11 protein-coding genes and 2 pseudogenes are annotated in these 15175 nt (G+C 60.9%); 3 read left to right on the top strand and 10 right to left on the bottom strand.

The window, feature by feature from the left end:
- Window positions 1-184: 184 nt before the first annotated feature.
- Window positions 185-2776, bottom strand: coding sequence for a glycosyltransferase (locus tag M2394_RS05025; RefSeq protein ID WP_178919041.1), 2592 nt, complete (start codon window positions 2774-2776; stop codon window positions 185-187).
- 217 nt (window positions 2777-2993) lie between these two features.
- Here M2394_RS05025 and tcdA point away from each other — a divergent pair, with 217 nt between their 5' ends.
- Window positions 2994-3803 carry a tRNA cyclic N6-threonylcarbamoyladenosine(37) synthase TcdA gene (gene tcdA, locus M2394_RS05020; protein ID WP_372339886.1) on the top strand — a complete coding sequence of 270 codons (810 nt, stop codon included), beginning with the start codon at window positions 2994-2996 and terminating at the stop codon, window positions 3801-3803.
- A 121-nt stretch (window positions 3804-3924) separates the two neighbouring features.
- On the opposite strand, the gene M2394_RS05015 is transcribed toward tcdA, so the two are convergent.
- From M2394_RS05015 to M2394_RS05000, 4 genes are all read right to left on the bottom strand, one after another.
- On the bottom strand, window positions 3925-4332 hold the full coding sequence (locus M2394_RS05015) for a SufE family protein (protein WP_259171809.1): 408 nt from the start codon (window positions 4330-4332) through the stop codon (window positions 3925-3927).
- Window positions 4329-5534 carry an aminotransferase class V-fold PLP-dependent enzyme gene (locus tag M2394_RS05010; protein WP_178919036.1) on the bottom strand — a complete coding sequence of 402 codons (1206 nt, stop codon included), beginning with the start codon at window positions 5532-5534 and terminating at the stop codon, window positions 4329-4331. Before M2394_RS05010 ends, M2394_RS05015 begins: the two co-directional genes overlap by 4 nt.
- Before the next feature lie 64 nt (window positions 5535-5598).
- The gene (gene dapD / locus M2394_RS05005; protein WP_178919035.1) at window positions 5599-6633 is read right to left on the bottom strand and encodes a 2,3,4,5-tetrahydropyridine-2,6-dicarboxylate N-succinyltransferase; all 1035 of its coding nucleotides are present in this window, start codon (window positions 6631-6633) and stop codon (window positions 5599-5601) included.
- 32 nt (window positions 6634-6665) lie between these two features.
- A complete protein-coding gene (locus tag M2394_RS05000) occupies window positions 6666-6974 on the bottom strand; it encodes an arsenate reductase (RefSeq protein WP_231982825.1) in 309 nt (102 codons plus the stop codon).
- Between the two features lie 267 nt (window positions 6975-7241).
- On the opposite strand from M2394_RS05000, the gene M2394_RS04995 reads away from it, so the two are divergent.
- The gene (locus M2394_RS04995) at window positions 7242-8885 is read left to right on the top strand and encodes a Na+/H+ antiporter (RefSeq protein WP_178919034.1); all 1644 of its coding nucleotides are present in this window, start codon (window positions 7242-7244) and stop codon (window positions 8883-8885) included.
- Between the two features lie 12 nt (window positions 8886-8897).
- On the opposite strand, the gene M2394_RS04990 is transcribed toward M2394_RS04995, so the two are convergent.
- Entirely contained in the window at window positions 8898-9608 is a 711-nt protein-coding gene (locus M2394_RS04990) for a M12 family metallopeptidase (RefSeq protein WP_259171808.1), read from the bottom strand.
- A gap of 270 nt (window positions 9609-9878) precedes the next feature.
- Window positions 9879-10049, bottom strand: a pseudogene (locus M2394_RS04985) (PII uridylyl-transferase); the annotation flags it as partial.
- Here M2394_RS04985 and M2394_RS04980 point away from each other — a divergent pair.
- Window positions 10045-10239, top strand: a pseudogene (locus M2394_RS04980) (Na+/H+ antiporter); the annotation flags it as partial. The pseudogenes M2394_RS04985 and M2394_RS04980 overlap by 5 nt on opposite strands.
- Before the next feature lie 20 nt (window positions 10240-10259).
- On the opposite strand, the gene M2394_RS04975 reads toward M2394_RS04980, so the two are convergent.
- The 3 genes from M2394_RS04975 to M2394_RS04965 form a co-directional block, all read right to left on the bottom strand.
- Window positions 10260-10967, bottom strand: a complete 708-nt coding sequence (locus M2394_RS04975) for a M12 family metallopeptidase (protein ID WP_259171807.1) — start codon at window positions 10965-10967, stop codon at window positions 10260-10262.
- Between the two features lie 112 nt (window positions 10968-11079).
- Entirely contained in the window at window positions 11080-12279 is a 1200-nt protein-coding gene (gene dapC, locus M2394_RS04970; protein WP_259171806.1) for a succinyldiaminopimelate transaminase, read from the bottom strand.
- A gap of 139 nt (window positions 12280-12418) precedes the next feature.
- Window positions 12419-15121, bottom strand: coding sequence for a [protein-PII] uridylyltransferase (locus M2394_RS04965; RefSeq protein WP_178919030.1), 2703 nt, complete (start codon window positions 15119-15121; stop codon window positions 12419-12421).
- Between the last annotated feature and the right edge of the window lie 54 nt (window positions 15122-15175).

Raw genomic sequence — 15175 nt, 5'->3', positions numbered from 1 at the left:
TGTGGGAGCGGGCTTGCTCGCGAATGCGGAGTGTCAGCTACGCATGTATTGGCTGATATACCGCATTCGCGAGCAAGCCCGCTCCCACATAAGGCAATCGGCGCTTGGCTGATCCAACAAAACGGCCGTTATCTTATAGCAAAACGGCGGCCAGAGGCCGCCGTTTAGTGCATTGCGCAAGTTTTTACACGGCCGGTTCAGGCGCCGGCGTCGCTGCAGGTTTGGGCAGCGACGAAAGGAACGCCATGATCAGCGCCGCCACGTACGGCAGCGACTGCACCAGCAGCATCACCACCCAGAAGCGGATGTCGTTGCTGGGCAGGCCCTGCACCAGGTAGATCCCCAGCGCCGCGCCCCACAGCAGCAGCATGATGAACATCTCTTCGCGGGCTTCGGAAATCGCGACCCAGAAGCCGTGGTTATCGGCGTTCTTGGGTGTACGGAAGAACGGAATGCTGCTGGTGAAGAAGCCGTACAGCACCGCCTTGGCGATGGTATGGGACAACGCCAGGCCAGCGAGGGCCGCGCAGAACGCATCCTTGAGGTTCACGCCAACGGCGCGGCGGTACAGGAAGATGATCTTGCCCACTTTGAACACGAACAACGCCAAGGGCGGGATCGCGAAAATCAGCAGCGGCGGGTCGACGCGCGTCGGCACGATGATCATCGCCGCCGACCACAACAGGGCGCCCACGGTGAAGAAGATGTTCATGCCGTCCGCCACCCACGGCAGCCAGCCCGCGAGAAAGTGGTAGCGCTGGCCACGGGTCAGCTCGGTGTCCTTGCCGCGCAGCAAGCTGGCGGTGTGACGCTTGATGATCTGGATCGCGCCATAGGCCCAGCGGAACCGCTGCTTCTTGAAGTCGATAAAGGTATCCGGCATCAAGCCTTTACCGTAGCTGTCGTGGTAATACGCCGCCGACAGGCCTTTTTCGAATACGCGCAGGCCCAGTTCGGCGTCTTCGCAGATGCACCAGTCGGCCCAGCCCAATTCTTCGAGCACCGAGCGACGGGTCATGGTCATGGTGCCGTGCTGGATGATCGCATCACGGTCGTTGCGGGTGACCATGCCGATATGGAAGAAGCCTTTGTATTCGGCGTAGCAGAGCTTCTTGAAGGTGCTTTCGTTCTGGTCGCGGTAGTCCTGCGGCGACTGCACCACGGCGATTTTCGGGTCGGCGAAGTGCGGCACCATGTGCTTGAGCCAGTTCGGCGACACGCAGTAGTCCGAGTCGATCACCGCGATCACTTCGGCATCCTTGGCGGTGTGCGGGATCAGGTAGTTCAGCGCGCCGCCCTTGAAACCGGCCAGGGGCGAGACGTGGAAGAACTTGAAGCGCGGGCCGAGGGTTTCGCAGTAGTCGCGCACCGGCTCCCAGACGGCCGGGTCCTTGGTGTTGTTGTCGATGATCAGGACTTCGTAGTCCGGGTAATCGAGGGCTGCCAGGGCGTCGAGGGTCTGTTTGACCATCTCCGGCGGCTCGTTGTAGCACGGCACGTGGATCGACACTTTTGGGCGGTAGTCTGAATCCCCTTCAACCGGCAGGAATTCACGCCGACGTTTGTGGGTCCACACCGCCTCGGCCAGCTCATGGGCTTCGGTCAGCAACACGATAAACACGCCGAGGGCGCCGAGTGCCAGCAAGACGCCGACCGTCACGCTGAACCAGGTGCTGTATTGCTGGCTGTAGTCGTAGCCGATCCACACCAGCACCGAACCGCACAGGAATGCGATAAAGGTCAGGAAGGTACGGCCTCGCTGGCGCAGGGCCGAGCCGTCGATCATCAGCAAGGTCAGCGACAGCAGTGCCAGTACCACCGAGCCGATGGCCAGTACGCGCCATTGCGGGATCGCGACCACCGGGCCTTCAAAGTTGAATTTCTGCTGGCGCGCGGCGTTGTACACGCCCCAGTAGGCGCCGGCGGAGCCTTCGTCACTGACTTTCCACGGCTGGTCGAACGCCTCGATCACGAAGTAGTTGTAGCCCTGGCGGTTGAGCTTGTTCACCAGCGTGCGCAGGTAAATGGCCTGGTCGGCCGGCGACGTTTCGTTACCACCGCGCATACGGCCGTTGCTCGGCCAGCCCACTTCCGACAGCAGCAAGGGTTTTTTCGGGAACAGTTTTTTCAGGTCTCGGGCACGGTCGAGTACGTATTGGCCGGCCTTGTCCATCGGGATGTATTCCCAGAACGGCAGGATGTGCGCGGCGATCAGGTCGACGTGCTTGGCCAGTTGCGGGTTCTTTTCCCAGATGTGCCATTGTTCGGAGGTGGTCACCGGCACTTTCACGGCGGCACGCACCCGGTCGAGCAGCACGATCAGCGCTTCGGGGGTGATTTCTTCGCGGAATAGCGCTTCGTTGCCGACCACCACCCGTACCACGCTGCGCGAACTGTTGGCCAACTCGATGGCGCGCTGGATTTCACGTTCGTTGCGTTCCAGGTCCGGGCTGATCCAGATGCCCAGGGTCACCCGCAGGCCGAATTCTTCCGCCAGCTTGGGGATGTCTCCCAGGGTGCCGTCAACCGAGTAGGTACGGATGTTGTCCGTCAGCTTGCTCATGATCGCCAGGTCCTGGCGCATCTGATCGTCAGTCGGGTATTGGTCTTTCTGTGGGAACTGGCCTTGTTGGAACGGCGAGTACGAAAACCCGGAGATCTGTTCAGGCCAGTTGGGGGTGGTGACCGGGCGGTTGATCAGCGCCCAGAAGCCGGTGAACAGCGCGGCGATTGCCAGCACGATCACCAGGTTGAGTCCAAATTTACGCGATGCCATGGCTATTTCGGGTTCCAAAGGGTGTGGAACGAAAAGAGGTGTCGGCCTGCGCCGAACGGCGCGCATCCTACACCGGCCCTTCCCTGACCGTACAGCAAGCAGAGAAAAACCGGACATTAGTCAGCGAAAGGCCATCTAAGTTCTTTACTTGTAGCTTGTCGCTTCGAACTTGTCGCTCTGTAGTCCATAATGCGCGCCGGTTTTTGGGGTAATGGTCATGAGTACAGAAGATCCACGGTTTGCAGGCGTCGCCCGCTTGTATGGCATTGAAGGCCTGGAACGCTTGAAAGCGGCCCATGTGGCGATCGTCGGCGTCGGCGGCGTGGGTTCCTGGGCGGCGGAAGCCATGGCCCGTTGCGGGGTGGGCGAGATTTCGCTGTTTGACCTGGACGACGTCTGCGTCAGCAACAGCAACCGCCAGTTGCATGCCCTGGACAGCACCGTGGGCAAACCCAAGGTCGAGGTGATGGCTGAGCGCCTGCGCGGCATCAACCCGGATTGCACGGTGCACGCGGTGGCGGATTTCGTCACCCGCGACACCATGGCCGAATACATCACGCCAGACATCGACTGCGTGATCGACTGCATCGACGCGGTCAACGCCAAGGCGGCGCTGATTGCCTGGTGCAAGCGCCGCAAGATCCAGATCATCACCACCGGCGGTGCCGGCGGGCAGATCGACCCGACGTTGATCCAGGTGTGCGACTTGAACCGCACCTTCAATGACCCGCTGGCCTCCAAAGTGCGCTCAACCCTGCGCCGCGACTATGGTTTCTCGCGCACCGTGACCCGCCACTACAGCGTGCCGTGTGTGTTTTCCACCGAGCAACTGCGCTATCCCAAGCCGGACGGCAGTATCTGTTTGCAAAAGAGCTTTGTCGGGGATGGGGTGAAGCTGGACTGCGCGGGTGGGTTTGGCGCGGTGATGATGGTGACGGCGACGTTTGGCATGGTCGCGGCGACCAAGGCCGTGGATAAGATCGTCGCCGGGGTGCGTAGGCCGTCGGAGCGGGTCAAGCCTGCTTAACTATCCTGCCGAACCAAGCTCAAAATGTGGGAGCGGGCTTGCTCGCGAATGCGGTGGCTCAGTCAATCATGTATAGACTGACACGGCGCTGTCGCGAGCAAGCCCGCTCCCACATTTGGTTTTAGGTATGGCCCAACGCTCGCATACGCTGCAGGACTGCGTTGAGGCCATTGCTGCGGGACGGTGACAATTGGCGGGAAAGCCCCAGCTGGTTGAACCAGTCCGGCAGATCAACGGCCTGCAACTCGGCGGCCGTCAACCCATTCACCCGCGCCAGCAGCAACGCCACCAACCCGCGAATCATCCGTGCATCGCTGGCGGCAGCAAACTGCCATCGGCCATCCTGCAAGTGCCCCACCAACCACACCAGGCTTTCGCAGCCCTGCACCAGGTTGGCGTCGGTCTTGTCTGCCTCCGCCAGGGCAGGCATGCGCTCGCCCCATTGCATCAGCATCCGCGCGCGCTGTTCCCAACTGCCGACAGCCTGGAAGGCGTCAAGCGCGGTCACTGCATCCACCGGCAAATTCATCGCAGCATATCCAGCGCTTGATCCAGCGCTTCAAAGAAACGCTCCAGATCATCGGAGTCGTTGTACAGCGCCAGGGACACACGAATCGCCCCCGACAGGTGCATCGCCTTGAGCAACGGCATCGCACAGTGATGGCCGGCCCGCACGGCAATGCCTTGCTCCGTCAGCAGGTGGGCGAGGTCAGCGTTATGCACGCCATCGACCACGAAGCTGACCAGGGCCACCTGGGGATATCCCAATACTTGCACACCGTTGCGCGCTTTGAGCCCGCGCAACAGGTAGTCGTGCAGGGCTGCTTCATGGGCGATCACGGCGTTGGGGTCCAGCGAACTCAGGTAGTCCAGGCTGGCCCCCAGGCCGATCACGCTGGCGATTGGCGGCGTGCCGGCTTCGAAACCCAGGGGCGCCGGGCGAAAGCTGGCGCTGTGGTAGTCGGCCTGTTGCACCATCTCGCCACCAAACTGCCAGTGGCGCAGGTGGTGCAGGGCTTCGTTGCGGCCAAACAGCACGCCGACGCCGTCCGGCCCGTAGAGTTTGTGGCTGGAGAACACATAGAAGTCGCACCCCAGGGCCTGCACGTCGTGGCGGCCATGGACGATGCCCTGGGCACCGTCGATGACGGTCAGCGCGCCGTGTGGCTGGGCCAGCGCCAACAGGGCCTCCAGGGGCTGCCAGGCGCCGAGCACATTGGACAACTGGCTCACCGCCAGCAGGCGCGTGCGTGGGCCGATCAGTTCGGCGGCGACGGCAAGGTCAATCACGCCGTCGTCACCCAGGGGCAATACCACCAGGTTCAGCGCGCGGCGTTTGGCCAACTGCTGCCAGGGCAGTAGGTTGGCATGGTGTTCCAGGGCGCTGATGACAATCTCATCGCCCGCATTGAATAAGTGCTCAAGGCCATAGGCCAAGAGGTTCAGCGCCGACGTCGCGCCGTGGGTAAACACGATTTGCCCGCTGTCACCTGCGTTCAGCCACTGCGCGACCTTGTTGCGGCTGTCTTCAAAAGCCTGTGTCGCGTGAGCCCCCGGCAAATGCTGGGCACGGTGCACATTGGCTGCGCCATTGGCGTAGTAATGGCTGATGGCATCCAGCAGGGCTTGGGGTTTTTGCGTGGTGGCGGCGTTGTCCAGGTAGGTCTGGTCTTGCCGTTGCAGGGTGGCGATGGCCGGGAAGTCGGCGCGCCAGGGAGAGGGCACAAGCATGGTGATAAAGACTCGTATAAGCGAGCCCCTGGGTGGGGGCCCGCTAGTGGCATCGAGTGGCTGCTTAGTTGTGAGCGTGCAGCGCTTCGTTCAGTTCGATGGCCGATTTGTGGGTTTTGCACTCCACGGCACCGGTCTCGGAGTTGCGGCGGAACAGCAGGTCCGGCTGGCCGGCCAGTTCGCGTGCCTTGACCACCTTGACCAATTGATTCTGCTCGTCCAGCAACGCAACCTTGGTGCCGGCGGTGACGTACAGGCCCGACTCCACGGTGTTGCGGTCGCCCAGCGGGATACCGATACCGGCGTTGGCGCCGATCAGGCAGCCTTCGCCCACCTTGATCACGATATTGCCGCCGCCCGACAGGGTGCCCATGGTGGAGCAACCGCCGCCCAGGTCCGAGCCTTTGCCGACGAACACGCCAGCCGACACACGGCCTTCGATCATGCCCGGGCCTTCGGTGCCGGCGTTGAAGTTGACGAAACCTTCGTGCATCACGGTGGTGCCTTCGCCCACGTAGGCGCCCAGGCGCAGACGCGCGGCGTCAGCGATCCGTACGCCGGCCGGAACCACGTAGTCGGTCATTTTCGGGAACTTGTCCACCGAGAACACTTCCAGCAGCTCGCCACGCAGGCGCGCTTCCAGTTGGCGTTCGGCCAGTTCGGCGATGTCGATTGCGCCCTGGCTGGTCCAGGCCACGTTCGGCAGTTGCGGGAACACACCGGCCAGGCTCAGGCCGTGTGGCTTGACCAAGCGGTGGGACAGCAGGTGCAGCTTGAGGTAGGCCTCAGGCGTGGAGGTCAGTGCGGCGTCTTCAGCCAGCAGGGTGGCGACCAGCGGCGTGTGACTTTCAGCCAGGCGGTTGAGCAACGCGGCTTGGGTGGCGTCGACATTCTTGAGCGCATCAGCCAGCTGCAGTGCTTGGCTGATGGTGAAGGTAATGGCCTGGTTGCCTTCGGTGTAACCGAGGATCGGCGCGATGGCTGCGACGATTTCAGCCGAAGGGTTGAGCAGCGGCTGCGCGTAAAACACTTCCAGCCAAGCACCTTGGCGGTTCTGAGTGCCGACGCCGAAGCCCAGGCTGAACAGGGAATTGGACATGCTGTTACCTCTACAAAATGGAAAGGGCTGGCCTACTTGAGGGCCGCCGAATAACTATCTGGCTTGAAGCCAATCAGGGTTCTGTCACCGAGATCAAGCACCGGGCGCTTGATCATCGAAGGTTGCGCGAGCATCAATTCAATGGCTTTCGACTGATCGAGATCGGCTTTGCGTTCGTCTTCGAGTTTGCGAAAGGTGGTGCCCGCACGGTTCAAAACCACCTGCCAACCGTGCTCGTTGCACCATTGGGTCAAGTGTTCGCGGTCGATACCGGCTGTTTTGTAGTCGTGGAACTCATAGCTCACAGCGTGCTCATCGAGCCAGGTGCGGGCCTTTTTCATGGTGTCGCAGGCTTTGATGCCGAAAAGGTGCAACGTTTTGCTTGAAGCGGTCAAGGAATTGCCCCCTTTGAGCGTGTGAAAACGGAAGGTCACGGATTATGCCACGACCAGCGGGTTTGGGTGCCGCTCGTCATGCCGGCGTGCGACTTATGTGCAAATGTCAGGCTGCAGCCAGGTGGGTAACATAGCTGGGTTATATGGCACTTCAACGGCGAGTTGTTGCCGTATGTGTGTCGTTGCACGTCGATTGTCCGGGAAACCCGCGTTATGCAAACCGCCTACACCGTTCTTATTCTGCTGATGCTGGTCAGCGTTTCGCGTCTGGTCGGGCGTGTCATTCCTCTGCCGTTGCCCCTGGTGCAGATTGCCGCCGGCGCCTTGCTGGCGTGGCCTACGCTGGGGTTGCACGTGGCACTGGACCCGGAGCTGTTCCTGTTTCTGTTCCTGCCGCCGTTGTTGTTCTCCGATGGTTGGCGCATGCCCAAGCGAGAGCTTTGGCGGCTGCGCGGGCCGATCCTGACGTTGGCGGTGGGGCTGGTGCTGTTCACGGTAGTCGGTGCCGGTTACTTCATTCACTGGATATTGCCTACGATCCCGCTGCCGGTGGCCTTCGCCCTGGCGGCGGTTTTGTCGCCGACGGATGCTGTGGCCGTGTCCGCCATTTCCCAGAACCGTTTGCCTACTCCGCTGATGCACATGTTGCAGGGCGAGGCATTGATGAATGATGCGTCGGGCCTGGTGACCTTCAAGTTCGCCCTGGCGGCGGCGTTGACCGGGGTGTTTTCCCTGGCCGATGCCAGCCTCACGTTTGTCTTGGTGGCCGTCGGTGGCCTGGCCGTGGGGGTCGCGCTGAGCTGGCTGGTGGGCCGCTTGCGCACCTGGATGATCGCCCGGGGTTGGGACGACCCGGCGACGCATGTAGTGTTCATGTTGCTGCTGCCGTTTGCCGCGTATGTGTTGGCTGAGCGTTTGGGTGCATCGGGGATTTTGTCGGCGGTAGCAGCGGGCATGATGCAAAGCTGGCTCGACCTGCTGCCGCGCCAGACGAGCACGCGTTTGCTCAACCGCAGCGTCTGGTCGTTGTTGGAGTTTGCTTTCAACGGCTTGATCTTCCTGCTGCTGGGCCTGCAACTGCCGGACATCATCAAGGCGGTGGTCAGCCATGAGCCGACGTTGTGGCCGACCTTGTTGTATCGCTGCCTGGACGTGGTGGCGATCTTCCTGGTGTTGCTGGTGCTGCGCTTTATCTGGGTACAGAGTATTTGGCGGCTGTCGGGTTTGCTGCGCAGGCTGCGAGGCAAAGGTGAGCTGACGCTGGTGCCAACGGCGCGTTCATGCTGGTTGCTCACCGTCGGTGGCGTGCGCGGTGCAGTGACGCTGGCCGGTGTGATGTCGGTGCCGCTGCTGCTGGCGCCGGGGCAGGACTTTCCCGAGCGTGACCTGCTGACCTTTATCGCGGCAGGGGTGATCCTGTTATCGCTGATTGCTGCGTGCATTGCCTTGCCACTGTTGTTGCGCGGCGTCGAAAAGAGTCCCGATGAGAAGCGCCACAACGAGGTTCGCGAGGCCTGGAAGAAAACCGCCGTGGCCGCGATCCATGCCCTGGAAACCGAGGAACTTGCTGAAACCGAAACCCAGGACGCCGCCCAGGCCGCGCTCGCTGCTGAGTTGAAGGCACGCTTGATGTCGGAATACCGCCACCAGTTGGAAGTGTTCAACGACTCGGCCGAGGCCCAGGCGCTGGCGCAACAGATGGACCTGCTTGAGCGCAAGTTGCGCCTCAAGGCCCTGCGGGCGCAGCGCCTGGAATTGTATAGCTTGAGCCGTCATCACCAGATTGGTGATGACGTGTTGCGGGAGGTGTTAGCGGAGCTGGATATGAGCGAAGCGAACCTGGGATCGCTGAAATAAGTCTCAGGGGCTCTATCGGTTTTTAGGGTACAGCGCACGGATGAACTGTTTGTCGGTTTCTGACAGTTCATAGTTCTCGGATGTGGGCATGCCGTTAGTGAAGTACTCCCCCGGCATGCTGTAGTGCATGATTGAGCGCGGGTCATACTGAGAAGAATAAACCTGGCGAGGATCAAATTTTTTCAGTATTTGGTCGTCAGCCTCTTTCCTGGGTTGTTTGTAGCGATCGTGCTCTTGATAGACGTTTTCTGCATTGAACTCTAAAGTCCGGTAGGGATGTTGGTGCTCATGCTTCAAACCCAAGGCATGGCCGAACTCATGCGCTACCGTCTGGCTGGTTTTTGTAACCAAGCCGTGTGCAAAACCGATAACCATCGTGGGCTTTTGGGCGGGAACCTTCTTCGCATTTACGCCGACTGTCGATGAGCCCCCATAGGAATTATTGTCCGCTGCAATCCTGATATCGGCGTCGGGTGATTGGGTGAACTCAAACGTCAGATTGACGTGAGGCGCCCACTTATTGATGCTGGTTTTGGTGAGTTGCTCTTGCTCCGGCGTCATGCCAATCAACGAGATCTTGAGTGTCGAGTGTTGTGGCCAAAGGTCCGCAGGGAATGCCACGCCACGTTTTTTTCTACTGAGCGCGGATGTTTCCGGCGCCTGGTTGTTGTAGGCATGCTCAGGGGCGGCGGCTGTTGGATGGGCAGTAGGGTTGATGCTCAAAATGCACGGCCTCGCTGACGAAAGGAGTCTGGAGTCCATGTAGTGGTGCTGTTTGAGGGAAACGTTCCAACAAAGGCGTAGCTTAATACTTGTGGCGCTGTAGGAAATGCTCAGCATCCCGCACTGCATTGCGCAGTGCGGGCGTGTTTGATGACTGATGACGCTGAATAAACGCACGAACCCGCTCCGCCGCTTTCACATGTTCGCATCGAGGCGATGCCATCGCAGGCAAGCCAGCTCCCACATGAGCCACGTCCACAACATTAAAATTTATATAGTCAGGCGCGTGAGCTCGACGCCAGGCTCCTGAGTCACGACGATGGCTTCCTGCGAGCGCAGGCACAGCTCCGGGTCGGACAGCGGCTGGTTATCGGCGTCGGTTATGAAGAACACGTCTTTCACGCGCTCGCCGAGGGTCGCAATCGTGGCGCTCTGCAACGACTCGGCCCAAGCCCAGGCGCTGGCGCAACAGATAGATCTGCTTGAACGCAAGTTGTGGCTCAGGGCCCTGCGGGCGCAGCGCCTGGAGTTGTATAGCTTGAGCCGTCATCACCAGATGGGTGATGACGTGTTGAGGGAAGTGTTGGCGGATCTGGATATGAGCGAAGCGAACTTGGGAGTGATGAAGTAGAGGTTCGCACTGAGTAACTATCAGGTGGGTAATTTGTATAGTTTGCGTACGATGGCTTTGTCTCCTTCCGAGAGATGGGTATTGGCACCGACACCTCTTCCATCAAGGGTGACAATATCCGGGAAGTCGTAATGCATGATGGACTTACTGTCATAGCGGGTGACGAGCAAATGGTCGCCAACAGGTAGTTTCAGGAACTGACTATAGACGAGCTCTTTCGGGAAGTGCTCGCTGGTGTAACCTTCGTAAACAGCGTCTATGTCCCAGTTGATATCGTGCTCAGGGTTTTGGTGTTCGTGCAGCAGCCCCAGGGCATGGCCGAATTCGTGCAGCGCTTTTGCACGGAATTCCCTCGAATCATCGAGTCGTTCCAAGTGCATCGTCGGTTCGCTCAGCGGCACGTTTTTCGCGTCGGTGCCAATCGCGGTCCAGTTTCTCTTGATGCCGGGGTCATCAGAGATTCGAATATCGCCCTCTCTGCCATCGACAACCCGAAATTGATGGGCGGGAGTGTTATGCGCCCACTCCCTGATCGCATCTATCACCAGAGCCTTGCTTTTCTGGTCTCTAAGGTCAACAGCAACGGTTATGACGCCTGCGGGCCAGCGTTTGGTTGTGTCTGCGAGGCCTCTTTTGGTCCGGCCGGTGCGCGCAGAGGTGGGAGTTTCGCTATCTAAGGGCGGCAGTGGGAAATGAACGTTGCCAGAAAGTTGAGCGGTCGGGTTCATGCGCTGTACTCAAAGGGAATGTCCCAATGAGTGTTAAGCGCGAAATTCTGGTTCCCCTTGTTCAAGTGAGCAAGGCCCCGCACTGTGTTGCACAGTGCGGGGTTGGCAAGGGTTACTGAGTGCGCTGGACAAAATCGCGAATTCGCTCAGCCGCCTCCACGCACTCCGCCAGTGGTGCAACCAGTGCCAAACGCACTCGCCCTGCACCCGGGTTGAAGCCATCCACTTCCCGCGACAGGTAGGAACCCGGAACCACGGTTACGTGTTCTTGCTCGAACAGGTCGCGACAAAAGGTGGCATCGTCTCCATTCACATTCGGCCACAGGTAGAACCCGCCATCCGGTGCCTGCACATCCAGTACCGGCTTGAGAATGGCTAGCACGGCGTCGAATTTCTCGCGGTACAGGTCACGGTTGGCCAGCACATGGGCTTCGTCTTTCCAGGCTGCAATGCTGGCCAACTGGGTTTGCACCGGCATCGCGCAGCCGTGGTAGGTGCGGTACAGCAGGAAGGCCTTGAGGATGTCGGCGTCGCCGGCCACAAAACCGGAGCGCAGGCCTGGCAGGTTGGAGCGCTTGGACAGGCTATGGAACACCACGCAGCGCTTGAAGTCCTGGCGGCCCAGCTCGACGCAGGCGCTCAACAGGCCCGGTGGTGGGGTTTGTTCGTCGAAGTACAGTTCGCTGTAGCACTCGTCGGCGGCGATGACGAAGTCATGTTCGTCGGCCAGGGTGATGAGTTTTTTCAGGGTATCGACCGGGATCAGCGCGCCGGTCGGGTTACCCGGGGAGCACAGGAACAGGATCTGGCAGCGCTTCCAGATGTCCGGCGTCACGGCATCGAAATCCGGGTTGAAGCCGTTGGCATCCAGGCAAGGCAGGTAGTGCGGCTTGGCCCCGGCCAGGAACGTCGCGCCTTCGTAGATCTGATAGAAGGGGTTCGGGCTCACCACCAGGGCATCGTCACCGCGGTTGACCACCGTTTGGGTGAAGGCGAACAGCGCCTCGCGGGTGCCGTTGACCGGCAGGATGTTGCGCGCCGGGTCGAGCCAGCCCTTGGGTACATTGAAGCGGCGTTCGCACCAGGCGCCGATGGCCTCGCGCAAGGCCGGAATGCCCAGGGTGGTCGGGTACACCGCCATCTGGTCGAGGCTGTCGGCCAGGGCCTTGGCGACGAACTCAGGTGACTTGTGCTTGGGTTCGCCGATGGACAGCGCGATCGGGCGCTTGTCCGGGTTCGGCGTGACGCTGCCCAGCAGGGCACGCAGTTTTTCGAACGGGTAGGGCTGGAGCTGGTTCAGGGCGTTGTTCATAAAAGTCTCTTAGGTAAGCGCAGACCCTGTGGGAGCTGGCTTGCCTGCGATGGCTTCGCCTCGGTGTGCCAGATACACCGTGGCGGCCCTATCGCAGGCAAGCCAGCTCCCACATGAATCGGGTTAACACATTCAATAATCAAATAGTCAGCCGGGTGAGCTCGACCCCAGGCTCTTGGGTCACGCTCAACTGCTGCACGATGGCTTCCTGCAAGCGCAGGCACAGCTCAGGGTCGGACAGCGGCTGGTTATCGGCGTCGGTGATGAAGAACACGTCTTCCACGCGCTCACCGAGGGTCGCAATCTTGGCGTTCTGCAACGACAGGTCGAACTCCAGGAAGATCCCGCCGATGCGTGCCAGCAACCCCGGGCGATCCGGTGCGCTGAGTTCCAGCACGGTTACCGGCCGCTGGGCGTCGTTGGAAATGGTCACCTGGGGCGCAAACGCAAAGTGCTTGAGCTGGCGCGGTACCCGGCGCTGGATGATGGTCGGGTAGTCGTCAGGGTTGCGCAGGGCCTCGGTAAGGCCTTCGCGGATCTTTTTCACCCGCACCGGGTTGTCACCAATCGAGTCGCCGTCGGTGTCGAGCACGATGTAGGTGTCGAGGGTGAACTGGCTGCTGGAGGTGATGACCCGTGCGTCATGAATGTTCAGGTTGAGCTGGTCCATGGCGGCCACGGTCACGGCGAAGAAGTCGTGCTGGTCCGGCGCATAGATGAAGATCTGCGTACCGCCTTCGAATTCGCGCTGGGTGGTTTCCTTGATCAGCACCAAAGGCCCGCCATCGGCCGGCTGCTGCAGGATCGCGTCACTGTGCCAGGCCACATCGCCGGCGGTGTGGCGCAGGAAGTAGTCGTCGCCCAGTTGCGACCAGAGTTGCTCGACATCGTCCGGGTCGTTGCCGCCACGCACCAGGATGTCCAGGGCTGCGCTTTGGGTACGGCGGATCTGCTCTTCGCGGTCCACCGGGTTTTCCAGGCCACGGCGCAGGGCGCGCTTGGTCTCGGTGTAGAGCTGGCGCAGCAGGCTGGCACGCCACGAGTTCCACAGCGTGGGGTTGGTGGCGTTGATGTCGGAGACGGTCAGCACATACAGGTAGTCGAGACGGGTTTCGTCGCCGACGATGCCAGCGAAGTCGTGGATCACCTGCGGGTCGGACAAGTCCTTGCGCTGGGCAGTGGTGGACATCACCAGGTGGTTCTGCACCAGCCAGACGATCAGGCGGCTGTCCCACAGGGGCAACTGGTGGCGCTGGCAGAACGCCTCGGCGTCGACGGCGCCGACTTCCGAGTGGTCGCCATGGCGGCCCTTGCCGATGTCGTGGTACAGGCCAGCGAGGTAGATCAGCTCCGGCTTGGGCAGCTTGGCCATGAGCTTGCTGGCCAGCGGGAATTTCTCTGACACCTGGGTGTACTGCAGCTTACGCAGGTGCTTGATCAGGTTCAGAGTGTGGGCGTCCACGGTGTAGATGTGGAACAGGTCGTGCTGCATCTGCCCGACGATAAAGCCGAACTCCGGCAGGTAGCGCCCGAGGATGCCGTAGCGGTTCATGCGCCGCAGGTTGCGGTGGATGCCGATCTTGCACTTGAACAGCTCGATGAACAGGCTGGTGTTGCGGATATCGTTGCGAAAGTCATCGTCGATCAGGTGACGGTTTTCCCGCAGCAAACGGATGGTGTCGGCGCGCACGCCCTTGATTTCCGGCTGCTGGGCCATCAGCACGAAGATCTCCAGCATGGCGAACGGGGTGCGTTTGAAGACGTTGTCGTTGCGCGCCTCGATATAGCCGTCGTGCAGTTGGAAACGCGCGTTGATCGGCTGCGGCGGCGCTTCATCCTCGGGCGCCAGGATCACTTCCTCGAAGTGCTGGATGATCAGGTCGCTGAGCTGGGCAATGCTCATGACCACCCGGTAATACTGCTGCATGAAGCTTTCGATGCTGGTCTTCGCGTCTTCGCCTTCAAAGCCCAGCAGGGTGGCGATGGAGCGCTGGTGGTCGAACAGCAGGCGGTCTTCGGAGCGTCCGGCGAGCATGTGCAAGGCGTAGCGCACTTTCCACAGGAACTCCTGGGAGGAGGCCAACAGGGCGTTTTCGCTTTCCACCAGGAAACCTTCGCCGGCCAGGGCCCGCAGGTTCAGGGTGCCGTACTGGCGACGGGCAACCCACAAAATCGTCTGGATATCCCGCAGGCCACCGGGCGAGCCCTTGACGTTGGGTTCCAGGTTGTATTCGGTGTCGTTGTATTTGTGGTGCCGGGCCTTCTGCTCGGCGCGTTTGGCCAGGAAGAAGTCCTTGCTTGGCCACATGTGCGCGGTGCTGGTGACTTCGAGCATGCGCTGGCGCAGGCGCTCGGGGCCGGCGATGGTGCGGCTTTCCATCAGGTTGGTGATGACGGTCAGGTCGGCGCGGGCCTCTTCGGCGCATTCGTCCACCGAGCGCACGCTCTGGCCGACTTCCAGGCCGATGTCCCACAACAGGGTGAGAAAGCGCTCGATAGAATCGCGAAAGATCTCATGGTCGGCGCTGTCCAGCAGGATCAGCAGGTCGATGTCGGAGTAGGGGTGCAGCTCGCCGCGCCCGTAGCCGCCGACCGCCACCAGGGCGATGTCGGCGTCCTCGCTCCAACTGAATTGCTCCCAGGCCTTTTGCAGGATGTTATCGACGAACCAGGCGCGGTCCTCGATCAGCCTGCGGATGTCCCGGCCGCTGCGAAAGCGCTCATCGAGCACCTCGCGGGCCTGGCGGATAGCCTTCTTGAAGGCGGCGATGGGGCTTGCCTTCAACGCCAGTTCGGCCTGGAACTGGCCACGGTCGAAGAGTTCGGGATCCACCTGGGGCATCGATCGGTTTTCCTTTCTATCTATCAGTCAGTCACAACACAGTGGGGGGAAAAC

Source organism: Pseudomonas sp. BIGb0164 (genome assembly GCF_024810135.1).
Classification (GTDB): domain Bacteria; phylum Pseudomonadota; class Gammaproteobacteria; order Pseudomonadales; family Pseudomonadaceae; genus Aquipseudomonas.
This window is presented reverse-complemented; position numbering and strand designations above follow the sequence as displayed.

What these genes read in the sequence shown, in the direction of transcription:
- M2394_RS05025 (WP_178919041.1), bottom strand. Translation starts at nt 2,776, where the DNA reads ATGGCATCGCGTAAATTTGGACTCAACCTGGTGATCGTGCTGGCAATC.
- tcdA (WP_372339886.1), top strand. Translation starts at nt 2,994, where the DNA reads ATGAGTACAGAAGATCCACGGTTTGCAGGCGTCGCCCGCTTGTATGGC.
- M2394_RS05015 (WP_259171809.1), bottom strand. Translation starts at nt 4,332, where the DNA reads ATGAATTTGCCGGTGGATGCAGTGACCGCGCTTGACGCCTTCCAGGCT.
- M2394_RS05010 (WP_178919036.1), bottom strand. Translation starts at nt 5,534, where the DNA reads ATGCTTGTGCCCTCTCCCTGGCGCGCCGACTTCCCGGCCATCGCCACC.
- dapD (WP_178919035.1), bottom strand. Translation starts at nt 6,633, where the DNA reads ATGTCCAATTCCCTGTTCAGCCTGGGCTTCGGCGTCGGCACTCAGAAC.
- M2394_RS05000 (WP_231982825.1), bottom strand. Translation starts at nt 6,974, where the DNA reads ATGAAAAAGGCCCGCACCTGGCTCGATGAGCACGCTGTGAGCTATGAG.
- M2394_RS04995 (WP_178919034.1), top strand. Translation starts at nt 7,242, where the DNA reads ATGCAAACCGCCTACACCGTTCTTATTCTGCTGATGCTGGTCAGCGTT.
- M2394_RS04975 (WP_259171807.1), bottom strand. Translation starts at nt 10,967, where the DNA reads ATGAACCCGACCGCTCAACTTTCTGGCAACGTTCATTTCCCACTGCCG.
- dapC (WP_259171806.1), bottom strand. Translation starts at nt 12,279, where the DNA reads ATGAACAACGCCCTGAACCAGCTCCAGCCCTACCCGTTCGAAAAACTG.
- M2394_RS04965 (WP_178919030.1), bottom strand. Translation starts at nt 15,121, where the DNA reads ATGCCCCAGGTGGATCCCGAACTCTTCGACCGTGGCCAGTTCCAGGCC.